The organism is Micromonospora sp. NPDC051925, from assembly GCF_044548625.1.
In the GTDB taxonomy this organism is placed as follows: Bacteria; Actinomycetota; Actinomycetes; order Mycobacteriales; family Micromonosporaceae; genus Micromonospora.
The window spans coordinates 145,606-167,160 of the sequence record NZ_JBIUCH010000017.1 but is presented as its reverse complement, the minus strand read 5'-3'; the positions used below and the strand labels follow the sequence as shown (position 1 = coordinate 167,160).

19 protein-coding genes are annotated in these 21,555 nt (G+C 71.8%); 11 read left to right on the top strand and 8 right to left on the bottom strand.

Annotated features, from left to right (window positions below):
- Positions 1 to 498: 498 nt before the first annotated feature.
- From ACIG87_RS23185 to ACIG87_RS23165, 5 genes are all read left to right on the top strand, one after another.
- Entirely contained in the window at positions 499 to 2,172 is a 1,674-nt protein-coding gene (locus tag ACIG87_RS23185; protein WP_396853125.1) for an ABC transporter substrate-binding protein, read from the top strand.
- Between the two features lie 98 nt (positions 2,173 to 2,270).
- Entirely contained in the window at positions 2,271 to 3,278 is a 1,008-nt protein-coding gene (locus tag ACIG87_RS23180) for an ABC transporter permease (RefSeq protein ID WP_396853123.1), read from the top strand.
- 62 nt (positions 3,279 to 3,340) lie between these two features.
- The gene (locus ACIG87_RS23175; protein ID WP_396853156.1) at positions 3,341 to 4,297 is read left to right on the top strand and encodes an ABC transporter permease; all 957 of its coding nucleotides are present in this window, start codon (positions 3,341 to 3,343) and stop codon (positions 4,295 to 4,297) included.
- Between the two features lie 100 nt (positions 4,298 to 4,397).
- Positions 4,398 to 5,384: an ABC transporter ATP-binding protein gene (locus ACIG87_RS23170; protein ID WP_396853121.1), complete on the top strand. Its 987-nt coding sequence runs from the start codon at positions 4,398 to 4,400 to the stop codon at positions 5,382 to 5,384.
- 143 nt (positions 5,385 to 5,527) lie between these two features.
- The gene (locus ACIG87_RS23165) at positions 5,528 to 6,604 is read left to right on the top strand and encodes an ABC transporter ATP-binding protein (RefSeq protein WP_396853154.1); all 1,077 of its coding nucleotides are present in this window, start codon (positions 5,528 to 5,530) and stop codon (positions 6,602 to 6,604) included.
- Between the two features lie 276 nt (positions 6,605 to 6,880).
- On the opposite strand, the gene ACIG87_RS23160 is transcribed toward ACIG87_RS23165, so the two are convergent.
- Both ACIG87_RS23160 and ACIG87_RS23155 read right to left on the bottom strand, forming a co-directional pair.
- Positions 6,881 to 7,348, bottom strand: a complete 468-nt coding sequence (locus tag ACIG87_RS23160; protein WP_396853120.1) for a hypothetical protein — start codon at positions 7,346 to 7,348, stop codon at positions 6,881 to 6,883.
- Entirely contained in the window at positions 7,330 to 7,989 is a 660-nt protein-coding gene (locus tag ACIG87_RS23155) for an HNH endonuclease family protein (protein ID WP_396853119.1), read from the bottom strand. Before ACIG87_RS23155 ends, ACIG87_RS23160 begins: the two co-directional genes overlap by 19 nt.
- A gap of 107 nt (positions 7,990 to 8,096) precedes the next feature.
- Here ACIG87_RS23155 and ACIG87_RS23150 point away from each other — a divergent pair, with 107 nt between their 5' ends.
- A complete protein-coding gene (locus ACIG87_RS23150) occupies positions 8,097 to 9,548 on the top strand; it encodes an MFS transporter (RefSeq protein WP_396853117.1) in 1,452 nt (483 codons plus the stop codon).
- A gap of 46 nt (positions 9,549 to 9,594) precedes the next feature.
- On the opposite strand, the gene leuA is transcribed toward ACIG87_RS23150, so the two are convergent.
- The 3 genes from leuA to ACIG87_RS23135 all read right to left on the bottom strand — a co-directional run bounded on the left by leuA (position 9,595) and on the right by ACIG87_RS23135 (position 13,092).
- On the bottom strand, positions 9,595 to 11,349 hold the full coding sequence (leuA, locus tag ACIG87_RS23145) for a 2-isopropylmalate synthase (protein ID WP_396853116.1): 1,755 nt from the start codon (positions 11,347 to 11,349) through the stop codon (positions 9,595 to 9,597).
- 297 nt (positions 11,350 to 11,646) lie between these two features.
- The gene (locus tag ACIG87_RS23140; protein WP_396853114.1) at positions 11,647 to 12,177 is read right to left on the bottom strand and encodes a nitroreductase family protein; all 531 of its coding nucleotides are present in this window, start codon (positions 12,175 to 12,177) and stop codon (positions 11,647 to 11,649) included.
- An 84-nt stretch (positions 12,178 to 12,261) separates the two neighbouring features.
- Positions 12,262 to 13,092, bottom strand: coding sequence for a hypothetical protein (locus ACIG87_RS23135; RefSeq protein ID WP_396853113.1), 831 nt, complete (start codon positions 13,090 to 13,092; stop codon positions 12,262 to 12,264).
- Between the two features lie 405 nt (positions 13,093 to 13,497).
- Here ACIG87_RS23135 and ACIG87_RS23130 point away from each other — a divergent pair, with 405 nt between their 5' ends.
- Complete coding sequence (locus ACIG87_RS23130; protein WP_282268977.1) at positions 13,498 to 14,763, top strand: aspartate kinase; 1,266 nt, start codon at positions 13,498 to 13,500, stop codon at positions 14,761 to 14,763.
- A 5-nt stretch (positions 14,764 to 14,768) separates the two neighbouring features.
- Positions 14,769 to 15,830: an aspartate-semialdehyde dehydrogenase gene (locus ACIG87_RS23125; RefSeq protein WP_396853112.1), complete on the top strand. Its 1,062-nt coding sequence runs from the start codon at positions 14,769 to 14,771 to the stop codon at positions 15,828 to 15,830.
- Positions 15,831 to 15,901: 71 nt separating this feature from the next.
- Here ACIG87_RS23125 and ACIG87_RS23120 read toward each other — a convergent pair whose 3' ends face one another.
- Positions 15,902 to 17,323 carry a diguanylate cyclase gene (locus tag ACIG87_RS23120; protein WP_396853111.1) on the bottom strand — a complete coding sequence of 474 codons (1,422 nt, stop codon included), beginning with the start codon at positions 17,321 to 17,323 and terminating at the stop codon, positions 15,902 to 15,904.
- 190 nt (positions 17,324 to 17,513) lie between these two features.
- On the opposite strand from ACIG87_RS23120, the gene ACIG87_RS23115 reads away from it, so the two are divergent.
- From ACIG87_RS23115 to ACIG87_RS23105, 3 genes are all read left to right on the top strand, one after another.
- Positions 17,514 to 18,188, top strand: a complete 675-nt coding sequence (locus tag ACIG87_RS23115) for a histone deacetylase (protein WP_396853110.1) — start codon at positions 17,514 to 17,516, stop codon at positions 18,186 to 18,188.
- A 153-nt stretch (positions 18,189 to 18,341) separates the two neighbouring features.
- Positions 18,342 to 18,800, top strand: a complete 459-nt coding sequence (locus ACIG87_RS23110) for a lamin tail domain-containing protein (RefSeq protein WP_396853109.1) — start codon at positions 18,342 to 18,344, stop codon at positions 18,798 to 18,800.
- Positions 18,801 to 19,043: 243 nt separating this feature from the next.
- Positions 19,044 to 19,520: a hypothetical protein gene (locus ACIG87_RS23105; RefSeq protein WP_396853108.1), complete on the top strand. Its 477-nt coding sequence runs from the start codon at positions 19,044 to 19,046 to the stop codon at positions 19,518 to 19,520.
- 104 nt (positions 19,521 to 19,624) lie between these two features.
- On the opposite strand, the gene ACIG87_RS23100 is transcribed toward ACIG87_RS23105, so the two are convergent.
- Both ACIG87_RS23100 and ACIG87_RS23095 read right to left on the bottom strand, forming a co-directional pair.
- Entirely contained in the window at positions 19,625 to 20,731 is a 1,107-nt protein-coding gene (locus ACIG87_RS23100; protein ID WP_396853106.1) for a calcium:proton antiporter, read from the bottom strand.
- 59 nt (positions 20,732 to 20,790) lie between these two features.
- Positions 20,791 to 21,468: a M23 family metallopeptidase gene (locus ACIG87_RS23095; protein ID WP_396853104.1), complete on the bottom strand. Its 678-nt coding sequence runs from the start codon at positions 21,466 to 21,468 to the stop codon at positions 20,791 to 20,793.
- Between the last annotated feature and the right edge of the window lie 87 nt (positions 21,469 to 21,555).

Genomic DNA, 21,555 nt, shown 5'->3' with positions numbered 1-21,555 from the left:
CTCACCGTCATTCCGCCGGGGGCGGAGGCATCGGGCCTGGCAGCGGGGATTGCTGCTGCGGTCGTACGGAGGGTGTAACGCCGTCGACCCGGCCGGGATTCCGGCCCCGGGGTGGCGTCGGTCACGGGACGTCGACCTCAGCATGGCCGTGGGCCACCGATCAGCGCACGGCGGTCCCGGCCGAACCGGACGTTCGGCGGCCAAGCCGGCATCCTTCGTACCCTCGCGATTTGGCGGGGGCGGTTCGGGGCGGCGGCGGGTGACCGGGCGGCGGGGTGGCGGCTCCGGATGTTCGGGTGATTTCCGGACATCGCCTGGCGGCACCGCTGTGACAGTCCTGTTTGTCGGGGGATCCGCCGGTGTCAGACCGATGCGCTTGGTGTCGGGTTGATAGCGATTGCCTAACGGACGTTCCGCTTCGGTGTGTCGTGTCATAGCCTCCCGCTCACGGACCGAGCCATGGACCGGCGTTGTTCAGGCGGATGACAGAGGTGAGAGATGCAGGCGAGAAGGCTAAGGACGGCCGTGAGCCTCGTGGCCGTTGCAGCCCTGGCGGTCGGCGCGGCCGGCTGTGCGGAGAGTGACCGCGGCGATGACAGTGGCGAGGCCAAGACGGGCGGCACCTTCATCTTCGCCGGTGCCGGTGACCCGAAGAACTTCGACCCGATCTTCAACGACGACGGTGAGTCGTTCCGGCCCGTCCGGCAGATGTACGACACGCTGGTTCAGCACAAGCCCGGCACGGCTGACCTGGTGGGCGGCCTGGCCGAGAGCTGGGAGCACGACCCCGAGGGCAAGGTCTGGACCTTCAAGCTGCGCCAGGGCGTGAAGTTCCACGACGGCACCCCCTTCAACGCCGCCGCGGTCTGCTTCAACTTCGACCGCTGGTACAACATGAAGGGCGCTGCCGCCCAGTCGCAGATGATCTACTACCAGGACGTCTTCGGTGGGTTCGCCAAGAACGAGGCCGAGGGCGCCGGCCAGGCTCTCTACAACAAGTGCGAGGCCAAGGACGACGGCACCGCCGTGGTCACGCTCAACCAGTACAAGGGTGCGTTCCCCGGCGCGTTCGCGCTGACCTCGCTCTCGATCGCCAGCCCGGAGGCCCTCAAGAAGGGTGACGCCGACACGGTCAAGCAGAACGGCGACTCCTTCGAGTACAGCTCGTTCGCGACCACCACGCCGGTCGGCACCGGTCCGTTCACCTTCGGTGGCTGGGACAAGGCCAAGAACGAGATCACCCTGAACCGGAACCCGGACTACTGGGGTACGAAGGCCAAGGTCGACAAGCTGATCATCAAGGTGATCAAGGACGAGAACACCCGTAAGCAGGAGCTGCGGGCCGGCACCGTCCAGGGCATCGACTTCCCGGCCCCGGCCGACCGCAAGGCGCTCGCCGGTGAGGGCTTCCAGGTCCTCGACCGCCCGGCGTTCAACATTCTCTACCTCGGCATCAACCAGAAAAACCCGAAGCTGAAGGACCTGCGGGTACGGCAGGCGATCGCCTACGCCCTCAACCGTCAGCAGCTCGTCCAGACCAAGGGCCCGGGTGGCACCAAGGTCGCCGACGAGTTCATGCCGGACACCGTGCTCGGCTACGCCCCCGACGTGCAGAAGTACGAGTACAACCCGGAGAAGGCCAAGCAGCTGCTCAAGGACGCCGGTGCCGAGGGGCTGACCCTCAACTTCTACTACCCGCCGGACGTCTCCCGGCCGTACATGCCGAACCCGCAGGAGATCTTCACCGTCCTCGCCAACGACCTGCAGGCCGTCGGCATCAAGGTCAACGCCAAGCCGCGTCCGTGGAACGGTGGCTTCAAGGACGACGTGCAGCAGTTCGGCAAGCAGGACCTGCACATCCTCGGCTGGACCGGTGACTACAACGACCCGGGCAACTTCGTCGGCACCTTCTTCGGCCGGGGCAAGGTCGAGTTCGGCGACCAGGCCATGACCGAGATGTTCGAGGCCATCGCCAAGGCCGACGGCACCGTCGACGAGGCGGGCAAGAAGGCGGCCTGGGAGCAGGTCAACCGCGACATCGCCGCCAAGTGGCTGCCGGCCGTGCCGATCTGGCACGCCCCGCCGGCCATCGTCGTCACCAAGGACGTGCAGGGGCTGATCGCCAGCCCGCTGACCGACGAGCGGTTCAACACGGTCAGCGTCAGCAAGTGACCTCCGTCGGCTGACGCCGTAGCGTGCATCGGCCCGGGTCGGGAGCAAGTGCCGACCCGGGCCGATGCCGCGAACATCGAGAATCTGGTGTGTGAGAGATGTTGCGAGTCATAGTCCGCCGCCTGTTGCAGTTGGTGGTGACGCTGATAGCGCTGTCCGCGCTGATCTTCATCTGGTTGCGGAACCTGCCCGGTGGGCCGGTCGAGGCGCTGCTCGGCGAGCGGGCCACCCCCGAGCGCCGGGCGCTGCTGATCAAGGCCCTCGGCTACGACCAGCCGATCCTGGTGCAGTACGGCAAGTTCATGCAGCGGGTCCTCACCGGGGACCTGGGCAACTCGATCCGTTCCGGTGACCCGGTCACCGACGTCATCGCCCGCGCCTTCCCGGCCACCATCGAGCTGGCCCTCGCCGCGATGGTCATCGCGGTGGGCCTGGGTGTGCCGCTGGGCTACCTCGCCGCCCGCTACCGGGGCCGACTCCTCGACAACCTGACCATCGCCGGCACCCTGCTCGGCATCTCGATCCCCATCTTCTTCCTGGGCTACCTGCTCAAGGACGTACTCACCCAGGACATCCACTGGTTCCCGCCGTCCGGGCGGATCAGCACCGGGATGGACAACACCACCGTGACCGGCTTCTACGTCCTGGACGGCCTGCTCACCCGGGAGCTCGACGCCAGCGCCGACGCGCTCTGGCACCTGATCCTGCCGGCGATCACGCTGGCCACCATCCCGCTGGCGGTGATCGTACGGATCACCCGGGCCAGCGTGCTCGATGTGCTCAACGAGGACTACGTGCGGACCGCCGAGGCGAAGGGCCTGCGGCACCGCACCATCCGGGGCCGGCACATCCTGCGCAACGCCCTGCTGCCGGTGGTCACCACCATCGGTCTGCAGACCGGCGCGCTGCTCTCCGGCGCGGTGCTCACCGAGAAGGTCTACAACTGGGGCGGCCTCGGCACCCTGATCACCGACTCGATCAGCGGCGGCCGGGACTATCCGGTGCTCCAGGCGATCATCCTGCTCGCCGCGCTGGTCTTCGTGGTGGTCAACCTGCTGGTCGACCTCTCCTACGCCTTCATCGACCCGAGGGTGCGTGTGCGATGAGCGACCCGACCACCCGGCCCGCCGTGGCCGGCCCCCGCAGCGGCGACGACCGGCCCGAGGGCATGAGCGAGCGCAGCATCGGCCGGCTGGGCGACCGGAAGAAGGCCCGACTGGACGAACTGGCGCGGGCCACCGCGGACCAGGGTGGGGTCAGCCTCTACCGGGACGCGCTGCGCCGGCTGCGCCGTAACCCGGTGGCGATCATCGGCGCCGTCATCGTCGGGCTGTTCGTCCTGGTGGCGCTCTTCGCCCCGCTGATCGCCCCGCACGACCCGGTGCAGCGCTTCGACGAGCTGACCAGGGACCTGACCGTGGACAGCATTCCCGGGGCCAGCGCGGGACACCCGTTCGGCTCGGACCCGCTGGGCCGCGACTTCCTCTCCCGCATGATCCACGGCAGCCGGCAGACCCTCTTCGTTGGCGTGCTCGCCACCCTGATCGGTCTCACCCTGGGCGTGCTGCTCGGCGCGGTCGCCGGGGCTTTCGGCGGCTGGGTCGACGTGGTGCTGATGCGGCTCACCGACGTGATGCTGGCGCTGCCCAGCCTGCTGCTGGCGATCACCCTGGTCGCGATGGCCAGCCGGTCGAGCCAGTGGACGGTCATCTTTGCGGTGGCGATCGTCAGCGTGCCGATCTTCGCCCGGCTGCTGCGCGGCTCGATGCTGGCCCAGCGGGAGAGCGACCACGTCCTCGCCGCTCGGGCGTTGGGCGTCAAGGAGCGCAACATCGTGTTGCGGCACATGCTGCCCAACTCGCTGACCGCGGTGATCGTGCAGGCCACGTTGACCTTCGCGGTGGCGATCCTGGACGCGGCGGCGTTGTCCTTCCTCGGCCTCGGCGACCCGGACATCAACCGGGCCGAGTGGGGGCTGATGCTCGGTGTGGACGGCCAGCGCTACTTCGAGGTCCGCCCCGAGCTGGCCTACTACCCGGCGCTCGCGATCATCGTGGTCGCGCTCGGCTTCACCCTGCTCGGTGAGGCGATGCGCGAGGCGATCGACCCGAAGAACCGGCGGTGACGGCGGTGCCAGCGACCAGCACGACGGCCGCCCGCCGGGGGCGAGCGCGCCCGGCCCCGCCCTCGGGAGCGAACGACCAGCACAGTGAGGAAGTGACCCGATGAGCCTGCTCGACGTACGCGACCTGAGCGTGGTGTTCCAGCGGCGGGGCGAACGGCCGTTCACGGCGGTCGACCAGGTCAGCTTCACGGTGGAGCCGGGGCAGACCGTCGGCCTGGTGGGCGAGTCCGGCTGCGGCAAGAGCGTGACCAGCCTGGCGATCATGGGTCTGCTCCCGAAGCGGGGCAACCGGGTCACCGGCGAGGTGCTCTTCGAGGGCACCGACCTGCTCAAGCTCCGCCCGGACGACCTGCGGGACCGGCGGGGCCGGGACATCGGCATGATCTTCCAGGACCCGCTCTCCTCGCTGAACCCGGTCATCCCGATCGGGGTGCAGGTCGCCGAGGTGTTGGAGCGGCACCGGGGGATGGATCGGCGCGCGGCGTTGCGGGAGGCCCGGGAGCTGCTCGACGCGGTCGGCATCCCGGACCCGGCCCGTCGGTTGACGGAGTTCCCGCACCAGATCTCCGGCGGCATGCGGCAGCGCGCCCTGATCGCCATCGCGCTGGCCTGCAAGCCACGGCTGCTGATCGCGGACGAGCCGACCACCGCGCTGGACGTGACCATCCAGGCGCAGATCCTGACCCTGCTCAAGCAGTTGGTCGACGAGACCGGCACCGCGCTCATCATGATCACTCACGATCTCGGCGTGGTGGCGGGCCTCTGCGACACGGTCAACGTGCTCTACGGCGGCAGGGTGGTGGAGCGGGCCGCCCGGCATGAGCTGTTCGCCCGACCCCGGCACCCGTACACGCACGGGCTGCTCAGCTCGGTGCCGCGGCTCGACTCGGTGCGGGGCGAGCGGCTGCACGCGATCCGCGGCTCGGTGGCCGACAACATCCCGTGGGTCGAGGGATGCGCCTTCGCGCCCCGCTGCGACAACGTGGTGGACGCCTGCCTGGACGGCCCGCCCCCGTTGGAGCCCACCGCCTCCGGCGGCGACCTGCGATGCAACAACCCCGTTTCGGAGGAGGTGACGGTGCCGTGACCGAGCGGACCGGACCGGAGGACGACGCCGTGACCGAGCGGACGGGGAGAGCCGACGCCGTGACCGAGCGGACGGGGACGGAGGACGCCGTGACCGGGGGGACCGGAGCGGGGGACGGGGTGGCGACCGGGCGGGAACGGCCGCTGATCGAGTTGCGTGACGTCAAGGTGCACTTCCCGATCAAGAGCGGTCTGCTCTTCGACCGTACCGTCGGCTACGTCTACGCGGTCGACGGCGTCTCGCTGTCGATCAACGCGGGTGAGACGTACGGGCTGGTCGGCGAGTCGGGTTGCGGCAAGTCGACGCTCGGCCGGGGCCTGCTGCGCCTGGTCGAGCCGACCGCCGGGGAGATCGTCTTCGACGGCACCGACGTCCGCTCGCTCAAGGGCGAGACGATGCGCCGGGCCCGCCGCCGGATGCAGATGATCTTCCAGGACCCGTTGTCCAGCCTGGACCCCCGGCAGTCGGTGGAATCGCTGCTGGTGGAGGGGCTCAAGGCGCACGGGTTGGCCGACGACCGGGAGGCGACGAACCGGCGGCTCCGGGACACCCTGGAGGCGGTCGGCCTGCCCGCCTCGGCGCTGAGCAAGTACCCGCACGAGTTCTCCGGCGGGCAGCGGCAGCGGATCGGCATCGCCCGCGCGCTGGTGCTCGACCCGGATCTGATCGTCGCCGACGAGCCGGTCTCCGCCCTGGACGTGTCGATCCAGGCCCAAGTGCTCAACCTGCTCGAGGACCTCCAGAACGAACGCGGGCTGACCTACCTGATCATCGCGCACGACCTGGCGGTGGTACGGCACATCGCCGACACCGTCGGGGTGATGTACCTGGGTGGGCTGGTGGAGGAGGCGTCCAGCGACGACCTCTACCGGGAGCCGATGCACCCGTACACCAGGGCGCTGATGTCGGCGGTGCCGGTGCCGGACCCGCTGGTGGAGGACCGGCGGGAGCGCATCCTGCTCGCCGGTGACCTGCCCTCACCCACCAACCCGCCGCCCGGTTGCCGGTTCCACACCCGGTGCCCGTGGGCGCAGCCGACCCGCTGCGCCGACGAGCGGCCGGCGCTGCGCGAGGTCGTCGGCGGGCACCGGGTGGCCTGTCACTTCGCCGAGGACATCGCCGCCGGACGGCTCCGCCCGCACGAAGTGGAGCCGGAGCTGGTCCGGCCGGACGACGGCGGGGCGCCGGGCGACACCGGCGAGCTGATCCCCACCCCGTGAGCGCGTGACGAAGGCCCCCTTCCCGCGCTCGGGAAGGGGGCCTTCGTCGAAGGCCGCCCCGGATCGCAGCCGGCATCCGTGCCCCGAGTCCGGGCGGGCGAGCGGTAGGGACCTGTGACGGAAACGGTGGCCACTGCGCCACCGGGCCCGGGTAGCGGTGGCGGTGGCGGTGCGGTGACCATCGCGCCACGGGGTTCGGAGAGCGGTGGCGGCGCGGTGACCATCGCGCCATCGGGCCCGGGTGGCACCGGCTGGACCGGCCGTGGTCGGGTCGGGTCAGCCCTCGGGGCGGTGCAGCAGGGCGACCGCGACGGTGTGCACCGCGTCCAGCCCGGCCGGGTCGGCCAGCCTGGCGGTCCCGCCGGTCACCGCGTACCACTCGTCGGCGTCCTTGTACTGGACGCAGAGGGTGACCTGGCCGTCGGCGTACCGGGTCTTCAGGGTCAGCTCGCCGGTCACCACGCCCACCTCGTCGGTCATCACCCCGCCGGGGCCGGCGACCAGGTCGGCGGTCAGCTCCCGGGGCGTACCGGTGCCGCCCGCGTCGGCGGTCATCCCCGCGCCGGGCACCTCGGCCGAGGCGGCGGGCCGGCCGTCGGCGGTCATCCCGGCGGTGGCCGCCCCGGCCGCCGGCGCGGCCCGGTCGGCCTGCGCCCCGTTCGTGCCGGCCCGGTCGGATGCCGATCGGGCTCCGTCCACTCCCGCCCCGCCCGGGTCGGCCCCGGTCACGGCTTGCCCGCCCATGTGCAGCCCCCCAACATGTCGCTGATGGCGGTCTTCTCGGCGCTGGTCACCGTCAGCCGCCAGTGGTGCTTGACCGCTACCCAGTGTTCCGCGTAGGTGCACCAGTAGGCGCGGTTCGGCGGTTTCCACTGCGACGGGTCCTGGTCACCCTTCGACCGGTTGGAGCTGGCGGAGACCGCGAAGAGCTGCGGCCGGGTCAGGTCGTTGGCGAAGTCGCCACGCTTGGCGTCGTCCCACTCGTCGGCGCCGGAGCGCCAGGCGTTGGCCAGCGGCACCATGTGGTCGATGTCCACGTCGGAGGGGTCGGTGAAGGTCCGCCCGTCGTAGACGCTCTCCCACCGCCCGCCGACCACGTTGCAGCCGGAGAGACGGATGTCCTTCCCGTCCCGCTGGAGCACGCTGTCCCGGACGTCGCAGTTCTTGCCGGTGTCCCGCCAGTGCGGGAAGCGGTTCCGGCTGTAGCCCTTCATCGAACCGGCCTCGGCGACGGTCAGCTCCGAGAGCTGCTCACCGACGTTGCCGGAGCTGCCGGGTGGCGCCTCCGGCTCGTCCACCGAGACGTCACAACCCCCCGCGCCGAGGGCGAGCAGCGCGGCGAGGGCCGCCGCCACCGCCGCGCGGGCTCCTGATCTGGTACGCACAGACGACACCTCTCCAGCTTGCGGGCTTCCGGCGATCCCGCACAGTACCCAAGCACGGTTTCCGCGTTTCGTGGCGTCTCCGGTTGAAGGCGTGCAGATTGGTACCCATGACGGCACCGGCTCACGCGCTCCGCATCCGGACCACGGCCGGGCGGGGGACGCTGCTCGCGGCGATCCTCGCCTCGGGCATGGTGTTCCTGGACAGCACCGTGGTCAACGTGGCACTGCCCCGGCTGGGCGCCGACCTCGACGCCACCGTGGCCGGTCTCCAGTGGACTGTCAACGGGTACGCCCTGATGCTGGCGGCCTTCGTCCTGCTCGGTGGGTCGCTGGGGGACCGGTTCGGCCGGCGGCGGATCTTCCTGATCGGGGTGGTCTGGTTCGCGGTCGCCTCCGTCCTGTGCGGGCTCGCCCAGGACACCAACCAGCTGATCGCCGCCCGGTTCCTCCAGGGCGCGGGCGGGGCGTTGCTCACCCCGGGTTCGCTGTCGGTGCTCCAGGCGAGCTTCCACCCGGACGACCGGGGCCGGGCGATCGGCACCTGGTCCGGACTGTCCGGCGTGTCCACCGCGCTCGGGCCGTTCGTCGGCGGTTGGCTGATCGATGCCCTCTCCTGGCGGTGGATCTTCTTCATCAACCTGCCGCTCGCGGTCGGTGTGCTGCTGGCGGCGATGCGCTGGGTGCCGGAGAGCCGGGACGAGAGCATCTCCCGCAGCGCGGGCCGGCGCTTCGACATCGCCGGTGCGCTGCTCGGCGCGCTGGCCCTGGGCGGGATCACCTACGCCCTGATCGACGCCCCGGTACGTGGCATCGGCTCCTGGCCGGTGCTGGTCGCCGTCGGAGTGGGCGTCCTCGCCGCGGTCTCCTTCGTGCTCCTGGAACGGCGTCGGGGCGAGGGGGCGATGCTGCCCACCGGGTTGTTCGGCAGCCGGCTCTTCTCGGTGCTGAACGTCTTCACCGTGCTGGTCTACGCCGCGCTGGGCGGGTTCACCTTCTTCCTTTCCGTCTACCTGCAGAACGTCGTCGGGTGGTCGGCGCTGCGTACCGGGTTGGCCACCGTGCCGATGACCGTGCTGCTGCTCCTCGGCTCGGCGCGGGCCGGGGCGTTGTCGGCGCGGATCGGCCCCCGCCTGCTGTTGACCGTCGGCCCGCTCGCCGCCGCCGTCGGCCTGTTGCTGCTGCGCCGGGTCGGCCCGGGTGCGTCGTACTGGTGGGACGTGCTGCCCGGGGTGCTGCTCTTCGGGATCGGTCTGACCCTGGTGGTGGCGCCGTTGACCGCGTCGGTGCTGGCCGCCGTGGCGGACCGGTTCGCCGGGGTGGCCAGCGGCTTCAACAACGCCGCGTCCCGCACCGGCGGCCTGCTCGCGGTGGCCGCGCTGCCGCTGCTGGTCGGCCTCTCCGGCACCGGCTACGAGCAGGCCGCCGCCCTCACCGAGGCGTTCCGGGGCGCGATGCTCTGGTGTGCCGGCCTGTTGGTCACCGGTGCCGCCCTCGCCCTGTTCCTGATCCACCGGCCCGCACCCGCCGCTCCCTCCCCGCCCCACCAATCGTCGACCTAGGCCGGCGGGCAGACGGGGCGCGGAGGGAGGACGGAGCGGGACGGCGTCAGCGCGGGGTGCGGTTGGTGGCGCTGGTGACGGCCTTGATGGAGGCGGTGACGATGTTGGGATCGGTGCCGACGCCCCAGACCGTGTGGCCGTTGATGTCGCACTCCACGTAGGCGGCGGCCTGGGCGTCGCCGCCGGAGGAGAGGGCGTGCTCGTGGTAGTCGAGCACGCGTACCGCCACGCCCACCGACTGCAGCGCGTTGACGTACGCGTCGATGGGGCCGTTGCCGACGGCGGTGAGCGTGCGCGCCGCGCCGCCGACGACCACCTGGGCCTCGATCTCGACCTTGCCGTCGACGGTGGAGATCGTGTAGCCGGCCAGCGTGAGGGTCGGGTCGACCTGGTGGTCGAGCAGGTAGTTGCGGGCGAAGATCTGCCACATGGTGCCCGGCTCGACCTCGCCGCCGTCGTGGTCGGTGACCTGCTGGACGACGCCGGAGAACTCGATCTGGAGCCGGCGCGGCAGGTCCAGTTGGTGCTCGGACTTCATGATGTACGCGACGCCGCCCTTGCCGGACTGCGAGTTGACCCGGATGACCGCCTCGTAGGTGCGGCCCAGGTCCTTCGGGTCGACCGGCAGGTACGGCACCCCCCAGGTGAACTCGTCGATCGGCACCCCGGCCGCCTCGGCGTCCCGGGCCAGGGCGTCGAAGCCCTTCTTGATGGCGTCCTGGTGGGAGCCGGAGAAGGCGGTGTAGACCAGGTCCCCGGCGTACGGGTGGCGCTCGTGCACGGGCAGCTGGTTGCAGTACTCGACGGCCCGCTTGACCTCGTCGATGTTGGAGAAGTCGATCATCGGGTCGATGCCCTGGGAGAAGAGGTTCAGGCCCAGGGTGACCAGGTCGACGTTGCCGGTGCGCTCGCCGTTGCCGAACAGGCAGCCCTCGATCCGGTCCGCGCCGGCCAGCAGGCCCAGCTCGGCGGCGGCCACCCCGGTGCCCCGGTCGTTGTGCGGGTGCAGGCTCAGCACCAGGCTGTCCCGGCGGGGCAGGTGCCGGTGCATCCACTCGATCGAGTCGGCGTACACGTTGGGGGTGGCCATCTCGACGGTGGCCGGCAGGTTGATGATCAGCTTCCGGTCCGGGGTCGGGTCGATCACCTCGATGACCTTGCCGCACACCTCCACCGCGTACTCCAGCTCGGTGCCGGTGTACGACTCGGGCGAGTACTCGTAGTAGATGTCGGTGTCCGGGGTGTGGATCTCGGCGTACTTGCGGCACAGCCGGGCGCCCTGGGTGGCGATGTCGGTGATGCCGTCGCGGTCCAGCCCGAAGACCACCCGACGCTGGAGCGTGGAGGTGGAGTTGTAGAAGTGCACGATGGCCCGGCGCGCGCCGCGCAGCGACTCGAAGGTCCGGTCGATCAGGTGCTCCCGGCATTGGGTGAGCACCTGGATGGTGACGTCGTCCGGGATCAGGTCCTGCTCGATGAGCTGCCGGACGAAGTCGAAGTCGGTCTGGCTGGCCGAGGGGAAGCCGACCTCGATCTCCTTGTAGCCCATCTGCACCAGCAGTTGGAACATCCGGCGCTTGCGCTCCGGTGACATCGGGTCGATCAGCGCCTGGTTGCCGTCGCGCAGGTCGACCGCGCACCAGCGGGGCGCGACCTCGACGTGCCGGGTCGGCCAGGTGCGGTCCGGCAGGTCGATCCGGAACTGCTGGTGGTACGGCTGGTAGCGCTGGTACGGCATCCGGCTGGGACGCTGCCGGGTGATCTGGCCGGTCTCGGCGTCGGTGGTGACAGGTTGAGCCATGACGGAGTGCTCCCGTGGGTCAGGTGGCGTCAGCAATCGAAAGGTGTCGGCGGGGTCGGGCGACGATGCCCGGACGGTTGCCGAGAAGAAGTTCAGATCTGCTGGACGGCGCGGTTCGACTCCGCGACGGGGAGCCGGCCGGTCAGGCCCCGTCGCGGCGACCAAGGAGAAGGTGCGCCTGCCACATGACAGAGTGACCCTACGTGATGAGACGGGGGGTGTGAAGGCGGGTCCGGACTCTGAGATGGGAATCGCACCCACCCGGTGCCGCCCGGCGGGCCGGCGTCCCCCGCACCGTCAGCGCAGCAGCAGGGCGTGGACCGGGTGCCGGTGGCGCAGGGCGGTCTCCCGGCGGAGCAGCTCCTCAGGCAGGGCGAACGGGTCGCCGAGCCGGCCCACGGCGGTCACCACCAGTGGCCGGATTCCCGACGGCAGGTCGAGATCGGCGGTGAGCGAGGCCCGGTCGAAGCCGCGTATCTGGTGCACGTGCAGGCCGAGCGCGGTGGCCTGGACGGTCAGGTGGGCGACCGCCTGGCCCAGGTCGTACGCGGACCGTTCCGGGTCACCGCCGGTGTGTGCGCCCACCACCAGCGCGGCGGCGTGTCGGGCCCAGCGCTGGTCGGCCTCGGGGAGGCTGACCAGGATCCGCTTCCACGTCTCGTCGTCGCGGCGGCCGAGGGCGAACCGCCACGGCTGGACGTTGCCGGCCGACGGGGCCCACCGGGCCGCCTCCAGCAGGGACGCGGCCTCGTCGCCGGTCAGCTCGTCGGTCGGGTGGAACGCCCGGGGGCTCCAGCGGAAGGCGAGCAACGGGGTGAGGTCAGCCATACGAAGAGAATCCCTTATGGGGGATTTAGGCAATTTACCCACCCCGGGTAAATGTGGTCAAGAGCACCCGTAACGCCCGAGGGGTCAGGACGTTTCCGGGCTCGGCTGGTCCGAGGATTGCGGACTCTGCGACCCCAGGGGCTCGCCGGTCACCACCGGACCGGCCAGCGCCACCGTGTCCGGTGCCGGGCCGGGCGTGCCGGCCAGGGTCAACGTGCCCAGCGCCGCCTTGACGAAGGTGGGCGTGCCGTCCGGCTGGAAGCAGTAGATCCCCACGTCCAACGGCGGGTTCAGCGAGGCGGCGGTGGACTCCACCACGTAACAGCTCCCGGGCACCCCGGGCGGCGCGGTCGCGGTGGAGACCGAGAGCGCGGTACGCCGGTCGGTGAGCACCTCCAGCCAGTCGGTGAACGGGTGCTGCACCCGCGGGTCCAGCTGGTGCGGCACCGCGTCGTCCCGGTCGCCCAGTCGTACGCAGCTCGCCGGTTCGGGGCGTCCCGCCGACGGCAGGCCGCACTGGAAGAGCCCGTCCGGGGTGGCGACGAGCGCGATGTCGGCCGTCCCGCCGAGTGCGCCCCCCGGTACGTCGACCCGCCAACTGCCGTCGTTCGCGCTGGTCACCGTGATGTCGCGGGTCGGGCCGTCGGTGCCGGACAGGGTGTACCGGGCGGTCAGGTGCCGGTCCCGCGCGGCGGCTGCCAGCGCGGCCAGCTCGTCCCGGGCGGTGTCCGCCGGTGCGGGCGCGGGATCGGAGATCGTTCCGGCCGGAGACGCGGTCGGGCCGTCAGTGGCGCAGCCGGCCACCAGCAGCATCAGCACCGGCAGCGCCAGCAGCACCGACGGGGCCGGCAGCACCGGCAGGAACGGGGGCAGGGCGCCGATCGGCCGACGGGCCACGCGGGGGTGGGCATGCACCGGGTCATTCTGCGCCAGCGGGACGCCCGTGACCGGCCCGCCGGAACCGGCGTCGGACCGGCGTGTCGTGTCTCTCCCGTCCGTCGTGCTCCCCGGATCCGGCCTCGTCCCCCGGTGCCCGCCATGTCGCCCCTGCCGACCTGCCGTATGTCCCCGGTGTCCGCTGCCCTTCCCGGACCTGCCGTTACGTCCCCGGTGTCCGCCGCGTCCTCCCGGCAGGTCGTGAGAGGTCGACCGGGTTCACCGGCGACGCCGTGCTGACCAGCGACTTCGGCCGGATGGTGGGATCACCTGACCCGATCTCGCGTACCGCCCGATACCCTGGGGTGGTCTGACACGCGCCGCCGGACTTCAGCCGGCGGCGTCGGCACGCTCAGGGTCATCGCTGGGAGGGAGTGCGCCGTCGTGGCACTCGTGGTGCAGAAGTACGGCGGGTCCTCCGTCGCCAACGCCGAGCGGATCAAGCGGGTGGCCGAGCGGATCGTCGCGGCCCGCAAGGCCGGCGACGACGTCGTGGTGGTGGTCTCCGCGATGGGCGACACCACCGACGAGCTGCTCGACCTGGCCAACCAGGTCAGCCCTCTGCCGCCGGGCCGTGAGCTGGACATGCTCCTCACCGCCGGCGAGCGGATCTCGATGGCGCTGCTGGCGATGGCCATCCACAACCTGGGGTACGAGGCCCGCTCGTTCACCGGCTCGCAGGCCGGCGTGATCACCACCTCGGCACACGGCCGGGCGCGGATCATCGACGTCACCCCGGGGCGGCTCAAGGGCGCGCTCGACGAGGGCGCGGTGGTGATCGTGGCCGGTTTCCAGGGCGTCTCGCAGGACACCAAGGACGTCACCACCCTGGGCCGGGGCGGCTCGGACACCACCGCCGTGGCGCTCGCCGCCGCGCTGCACGCCGACGTCTGCGAGATCTACACCGACGTGGACGGCATCTTCACCGCCGACCCGCGGATCGTGCCCAACGCCCGGCACATCAAGCACATCACGTACGAGGAGATGCTGGAGCTGGCCGCCTGCGGCGCCAAGGTGCTGCACCTGCGCAGCGTCGAGTACGCCCGACGCGCGGGGTTGCCGATCCACGTCCGTTCGTCATACTCGACCAACACCGGCACCATGGTCACCGGATCGATGGAGGACCTTCCCGTGGAACAGGCGCTGATCACCGGGGTCGCCCACGACCGCAGCGAAGCGAAGATCACGATCGTGGGGGTGCCCGACGAGCCGGGCGCCGCCGCCAGCATCTTCGACACCGTTGCCGGTGCGGAGATCAACATCGACATGATCGTGCAGAACGTCTCCACCGAGGGGACCGGCCGTACGGACATCTCGTTCACCCTGCCCAAGGCCGACGGCCCGACCGCGATGGCCGCGCTCAGCAAGATCCAGGAGCCGGTCAAGTTCAAGGGCCTGCTCTACGACGACCACGTCGGCAAGGTGTCGCTGATCGGCGCGGGCATGCGCTCGCACCCGGGCGTCGCGGCCGGCTTCTTCGCGGCCCTCGGTGCGGCCGGCGTCAACATCGAGATGATCTCCACGTCGGAGATCCGGGTCTCCGTGGTCTGCCGGGACACCGACCTCGACCGGGCGGTCCGGGCCATTCACGACCAGTTCGAGTTGGGCGGCGACTCCGAAGCCGTGGTGTACGCGGGAACAGGGCGGTAGCCCCGGTGGCACCGCTGCCCACCCTGGCCGTGGTCGGGGCGACCGGTGCCGTCGGCACCGTGCTGTGTGACCTGCTCTCCTCCCGGCGCAACGTCTGGGGCGAGATCCGGCTGCTCGCCTCGGCACGCTCGGTCGGGCGGCAGGTGCGCTGCCGGGGCGAGGAGCTGACCGTCGGTGTGCTCACTCCGGAGGCGTTCGACGGTGTCGACGTGGCGGTCTTCGACGTGCCCGACGAGGTGTCGGCGCACTGGGCGCCGATCGCGGTCGACCGGGGCGCGGTGGTCGTCGACAACTCCGGCGCGTTCCGGATGGACCAGGACGTCCCGCTGGTGGTGCCCGAGATCAACCCGGACCAGGTGCACCACCGCCCGAAGGGGATCATCGCCAACGCCAACTGCACCACCCTGACCATGATCGTCGCGATCGCCCCGCTGCACCGCGAGTACGGCCTGCGGGAGCTGGTGCTGGCGTCGTACCAGGCGGTGTCGGGGGCGGGTCAGGCCGGGGTGGACGCGCTGCACCTGCAACTTGGCAAGATCGCCGGGGACCGGCTGCTCGGCTCCCGCACCGGCGACGTCCGGCAGGCGGTCGGCGACGAACTCGGCCCCTTCCCGGCGCCGCTGGCGTTGAACGTGGTGCCGTGGGCGGGGTCGCTCGTCGACCAGGGGTGGTCCTCCGAGGAGATGAAGGTCCGCAACGAGTCCCGCAAGATCCTCGGCCTGCCCGACCTGAAGGTCTCGGCCACCTGCGTACGGGTGCCGGTGGTCACCGGCCACTCGGTCGCGGTGCACGCGGTCTTCGCCACCGAGGTGGACGCCGAGGGTGCCCGGGAGGCGCTGCGCAACGCCCCCGGCGTGATCCTGGTCGACGACCCGGCCGCCGGCGAGTTCCCGATGCCCATCGACGCCGTCGGCACCGACCCCTCCTGGGTCGGTCGCATCCGTCGCGCCGTCGACGACCCGCGCGCCCTCGACCTCTTCGTCACCGGCGACAACCTCCGCAAGGGCGCCGCCCTCAACACCGCCCAGATCGCCGAACTCGTCGTCAAGACCCGCTCCCGGTCCTGACCCCGGCCGCCCCTCCAGGTCGCTCCCGCGCAGCGCGCAGGCACGAAGCGCTGCTGAGTCCCGCGCCCCGCTCAGGGGGTGGAGAGCTGGACCCTGTCCCGACCCTGGTTCTTGGCGGCATAGAGGGCCTGGTCGGCGCGGTGCAGGGTACGGTCGGCCGGCTCGCCGGGGTGGGGAAGGGCGACGCCGACGCTGATCGTACGGCCGGTGCGGCGGGCGGCCTCGGTGAGGCGCTCGGCGATCCGGACCGCCTCGTCGGGGTGGGCCACCTCGATCACCGCGACGAACTCGTCGCCACCGGTGCGGTACAGCTCGTCACCGTGCCGCAGCGCCGCCTCCAGGGCGCGGGCCAGCCCCACCAGCAGCCGATCCCCGGCCTGGTGGCCGTAGGTGTCGTTGACGGTCTTGAAGCCGTCCACGTCGATGGCGAGCAGCGCGGTACGCCCGGGGGTGGCCGCCGCGATCCGCCGCCCGAACGTGCCGGTGTGCCGCAGCCCGGTGAGCGGATCGAGGGTGGCCTGTTCCCGGAGCTGGGCCAGGGTGCGCAGCCGCTCCGACGCCCCCCACGCCTGCCCGGCGAGCAGCTCCATCAGGTTGACCGTGGTCGGGTCGGGCCGCAGCAGCCGGTCGTCGGCGACCAGCAGCACCCCGCCGCCGTCCGGTGGGCCGACCGGCACCGACACCAGCGTGCGTACCCCGGCCTGGGCCAGGGCGAGATGTTCCTCGGTGGGCGGATGCCCCACCTCACCCAGCGTGTACGCGGCACCGTACCGGTGGGCCCGGACGACGAGCCGACCGAGCTGGTCGGCCGGGGTCCCGGCCAGCGCGGCGCGGATCCGGGACTCCAACGCGCCCGGGACGCCGGTGGGCGCGCCGAGCCGGGGGCCGCGTCGACCGGCGAGCACCAGCACGGCGGCGGAGAGGGTGGAGACCTCCCGGGCCGCGGTGAGCGCGGCGGTCATCAGGTCCCAGTCGGTGGGGGCGGAGGTCATCGCGGTGGCGTGTCGGAGCAGCTTCTCGCTGCGGCTCTCGGCGGGCGGCCCACCCAGCGCCGTGATCCGGGCACCGAGCCGCTCGGCGAGCCGCTCGGCGGTCTCCCGCCACGGCGTGAGGTCCACCGGCCCGCTCCACTGGAGGTCGAGCACGCCGATCGGCCGGCCCGCCGGGTCCGGCACCGGTACGCAGACCTGGGCGGTGACGTCTGGGCGCAGCGGCAGGTAGTCGGGGTCGGCGGTGACGTCACCGACGGTGGCGCCCGTGCCGGAGGCGTAGACCCGGCCGACGATGCCCGACTTCGGCGGGACGGCGGAGAAGACCTGCCAGGCCCCGGTCGCGGCGACACAGCGGAGCCGGTCGTGGACCTGGAGCAGGACGGAGATCGTGGCGGGGGCGTGGCGGGCGAGGGCGGTCACCGTCCAACGGCACGCCTCGGCGGCGGTCGACGCCATCGACAGGCGGACCGTGACGTCCCGGACAACTCGCTCGTGATCCACGTTCTTCCAGGTGAGAAGGGTCCGGCGGGTGCCGGGGGGCTGCGATCAAGCGTACTCAGCAGGGAAGGGGCCACCCACTTCAAGATCACTTCCTTCGTACACATGTTTCATCCACAGGGTGTGGACGGGGCCTGTGGGGACGGCCGGCGGGCGATAGCGTGAAGGCCCCGGGCGCAGCGGAGGAGTCGAGGTGGAGCTGCTCTGGTACGTCGCGTACGGGTCGAATCTGCACGCCGACCGGCTCGGCTGGTACCTCTCCGGGGGCCGGCCGCCCGGCGGGCTGCGGTCGTACCCCGGCTGCCGGGACTGCCGGCCCCCGCGCCGGACGCTGCCGGTGCTGATCCCCGGCGGCGTCTACTTCGCCGGGGAGTCCCGGGCCTGGACCGGTGGGATGGCCTTCTACGACCCGGAGCTGCCCGGCGTCGCGGCGGCCCGGGGCTACCTGCTCACCCGGGCACAGTTCGCCGACCTCGCCGCGCAGGAGATGTACCGGCCGCCCGGCGACGACCTGCCAGCGCTCGACGTGGCGGTGACCGACGGCCGGGCCACCATCGGCCCGGGGCGCTACGAGACCCTCCTGCGGGTCGGCGTCCGGGACGGGCTGCCGATGCTCACCTTCACCGCGCCGGGGCGGGCCTCCGACGTGGAGTGGACCCCGCCGGCCCCGGTCTACCTGCGGATGATCGCCGACGGGTTGCGGGAGGCACACGGCTGGTCGGCGGCCCGGACGGTCGACTACCTGGCCGGCCGACCCGGGGTGGCCGGGCACTGGCCCCGCCCCCGATTGGCCGCCCTGATCCACCCGGTGGGGGAGTGCGGGTCGGTGAAAGGGACGCCGTCGGCGGACCGATCGCGTCGTCCATGATCGCCATTGGTGTCCCGTTGCCGGGACTGGCGGACGTGTTTGTCGACGCGGCGCTTTTCCGGTCCACCGACGGCGCTCGACATGGATAGCCTCGGCCCACTTTCCGCGGCAGGTGTCCATCGGACGCCGGCCCGTGAACCTGTGGGGGTACGTGTGAAGAACAACAGACTCATCGGATTCGCAGCGACGCTCGCCGTCGCCATCGGCGGCTCGCTCACCGTTGCCGCGCCGGCCCAGGCCGCCGCGGCGGCCGTGGAGATCACGAAGGTCTACTACAACTCCCCGGGCACCGACAACCGCTCCAACACCAGCCTGAACGCCGAGTACGTCAAGCTGACCAACCGGCGCAGCTCGACGCTCAACCTGAAGTCCTGGACGCTGCGCGACAAGTCCAACCACGTGTACAAGTTCTCCGGCGACTTCCGGCTCGCCAAGGGGGCCAGCGTTTACGTCCACACCGGGAAGGGCACCAACACCTCCACCCACCGGTACTGGGGCTCCGGAAACTACATCTGGAACAACACCGGTGACACCGCCTACCTGCGCAACTCCGCCGGCACCGGGATCGACTCCTGCAAGTGGGGGAGCAAGGGCAGCTACACGTACTGCTGACCGCCGGGGCCGGGTACGGCTCGCAACGGGGGCATCCGCGGTGACCGGCGCGCAGAGGGGCGTCCGCCGGACATCGTCCGACCGTCCCGGGGAAGGTGGCCGGCGACTCCTCGCACCGGGAGTCGCCGCCCCACCCCGGGACGGTCGACCCGTATCCGCCCTCGGCCTGCGCTGTCCTGGCCCGAACGGCCGGCGGGTGATGCGGGCGGGCATCGTGTCGGTCGGTTCTGCCATGCTGGCCCGGTGACGGTGACCTGGCGACACCTGCCCGCCCCGGCCCGCGAGATCGCGGTGGCCGCCACCGAGGCGGTGGAGGCCGCACAGGCCCGCGACAGCGCGGCATACGACCGCGCGGTGCTCCGGCTCGCCGCCGCCGACCGCGCCGGGCTGGTCCTCGGCGGGGTGGTCCGGCTCCTGATGGAACAGTCCCACCCCGACGGGCTGGACGGCGACGACGTCCGGCAGGTGTTGGAGCACTGCGTCCGGGCCGCCGCGACCTGGCGACCCGACACCGACCCGCACGTCGTGCTGGTGCTGCTGGCCGGTGCGCTCGGGGTCTACGACCCGGGTGAGGACGACGCCCCGCCCGACCCGACCGCCGTCGCCCGACACGCCCCGCTGCTGGTGGCCGACCTGCTCGCGGTGACCGGGGTTCCGTTCGCCGGCTGCCTGGAGGCGGCCTTCACCGAGGTCGCCCGCACCGAACGCCACGACGACTGACCGTCGCGGCCGACCCCGGCCGGCCCGACCGCCCCGCCCCGGCGCGACCGACGTCCCCGGCCCTGGCCGGCGTCGTCGACCGCTGTGCGGCGGTCGACATCGGATCAGGGGCTGGCGGCGAGGAAGACGAAGGCCGCGAGCAGCACCAGGTGCACCCCGCCCTGCAGGACGGTGGCCCGGCCCGGTACCACCGTCAGCACTCCGGTGACGGCGGTCAACGCCAGCAGGGTCAGCTGGGTGCCGCCGAGGCCGAGCAGCAGCGGGCCGTCCAGCCAGATCGAGGCGAGCGCGATCGCCGGGATGGTCAACCCGATGCTCGCCATGGCGGAGCCGAGCGCGAGGTTGAGACTGATCTGCACCCGGTCCCGGCGGGCCGCGCGAGCGGCGGCGAGGGTCTCCGGCAGGAGCACGAGCAGCGCGATGATCACCCCGACGAAGGACTGCGGCAGGTTCGCCGCCGCGACCCCGGCCTCGATGGCGGGTGAGACGGTCTTCGCGTCGCCGACCACGGCCACCAGGGCGACGACGAGCAGCACCAGACTGGTCACGGCGGTACGGGTGGACGGTGGGTCGGCGTGCCCGTCGCCGTCGGCGTCGGCCACGCTGCCGTCGCTGTTGACCGAGAGGAAGTAGTCCCGGTGCCGGCCGGTCTGCACCATCACGAACAGCCCGTACAGCGCGAGCGACGCCACGGCGGCGAAGGCGAGCTGGGCGGGGGAGAACTCCGGGCCGGTCTTGCTGGTGGTGAAGGTCGGCACCACCAGGCTCAGGGTGGCGAGGGTGGCCACGGTGGCCAGCGCCCCGCCGGTGCCCTCCGGGTTGAACACCGCCACCCGCCGCCGGAGCGCGCCGAGCAGCAGGGAGAGCCCGAGGATGCCGTTACAGGTGATCATCACGGCGGCGAAGACGGTGTCCCGGGCCAGCGCCTGGGTCTTGTCCCCACCACTGATCATCAGGGTGACGATCAGGGCGACCTCGATGACGGTGACCGCCACCGCGAGCACCAGCGAGCCGTACGGCTCACCGACCTTGTGCGCGACCACCTCGGCGTGGTGCACGGCCGCCAGCACCGCGCCGGCCAGGAAGGCGGCGACCACCGCCACCGCGAACCCCGGCAGGTCGCGCCCCCAGGTGACGAGCAGCAGCACCACCGCGAGGACGGGCACCACGACCGTCCAGTCGGACATCCGGGGGCGGAGCAGCGCGGGCATGCCGTACACCTTGCCAGGAACACCGGGCCGCCGCGCCGTACCGACACGGGCGACGGATGTCACTGCGGGCCGATCACCTCCGCCTCGCCGGGGACGCCCTGCTCGACCTTCACCGGCGGGCCGCCGGGCCGCCGCCACACCTGGTAGTGCCGGAAGGACATCGGTAGGCCGTGTGCGGTGTACGGGTCGGCGGCATCCATCACCTGGAGGTGCAGGTGCGGCTGGGTGGAGTTACCCGAGTTGCCGCAGTCGCCCAACTCCTGGCCGACGGTGACCGGGTCGCCCTCGTCCACCCGGATCGACCCGGCGCGCAGGTGGGCGAGGACGACGTACCCACGGCGACCCTCCAGTTCGACGATCACGTGGTTGCCGGCGATGGCGCCCGCGCCCCGGCGGACCCGGGCCGCCTGGGTCAGGGCGTAGGACAGCAGCGCGAACTGTGACCGGCGGGCCTCGTGGTCCACCTCGCCGTCGTGCACCGCCACCACCCGGCCGGCGGCGGGGGCGAGAACCGGCCGACCGAAGGCGAGGAACCGCTCCGGCGGCTCGGTGGCGAGCAGCGTTCGCCAGTCCCGGACGGTCGCGGTGCGTCGCCCCTGCACCGCCACGAAATCCATCGCGTACGTGGTGGCGAAGAGGTCGGTGCCGTGGCTCGGCACCCGACGGGCGGGACTGTTCTGGACCAGCCAGGTGCCCCGGAACGGCAGCGCGAGCACGACCGGGTCGAGAGTGGACATGAGCGGCCTCCGAGGGCGGTCAGGTCGGATGGGCAGAAACGTGGCGAATCATGTCGACGGCCGAGGTCATTCTGTAACGCCCGTCCA

Bases quoted from the DNA above. Each gene is read 5' to 3' on its own strand.
- ACIG87_RS23185 (WP_396853125.1), top strand. From the start codon at position 499: ATGCAGGCGAGAAGGCTAAGGACGGCCGTGAGCCTCGTGGCCGTTGCA.
- ACIG87_RS23180 (WP_396853123.1), top strand. From the start codon at position 2,271: ATGTTGCGAGTCATAGTCCGCCGCCTGTTGCAGTTGGTGGTGACGCTG.
- ACIG87_RS23175 (WP_396853156.1), top strand. From the start codon at position 3,341: ATGAGCGAGCGCAGCATCGGCCGGCTGGGCGACCGGAAGAAGGCCCGA.
- ACIG87_RS23170 (WP_396853121.1), top strand. From the start codon at position 4,398: ATGAGCCTGCTCGACGTACGCGACCTGAGCGTGGTGTTCCAGCGGCGG.
- ACIG87_RS23160 (WP_396853120.1), bottom strand. From the start codon at position 7,348: ATGGGCGGGCAAGCCGTGACCGGGGCCGACCCGGGCGGGGCGGGAGTG.
- ACIG87_RS23150 (WP_396853117.1), top strand. From the start codon at position 8,097: ATGACGGCACCGGCTCACGCGCTCCGCATCCGGACCACGGCCGGGCGG.
- leuA (WP_396853116.1), bottom strand. From the start codon at position 11,349: ATGGCTCAACCTGTCACCACCGACGCCGAGACCGGCCAGATCACCCGG.
- ACIG87_RS23140 (WP_396853114.1), bottom strand. From the start codon at position 12,177: ATGGCTGACCTCACCCCGTTGCTCGCCTTCCGCTGGAGCCCCCGGGCG.
- ACIG87_RS23100 (WP_396853106.1), bottom strand. From the start codon at position 20,731: ATGCCCGCGCTGCTCCGCCCCCGGATGTCCGACTGGACGGTCGTGGTG.
- ACIG87_RS23095 (WP_396853104.1), bottom strand. From the start codon at position 21,468: ATGTCCACTCTCGACCCGGTCGTGCTCGCGCTGCCGTTCCGGGGCACC.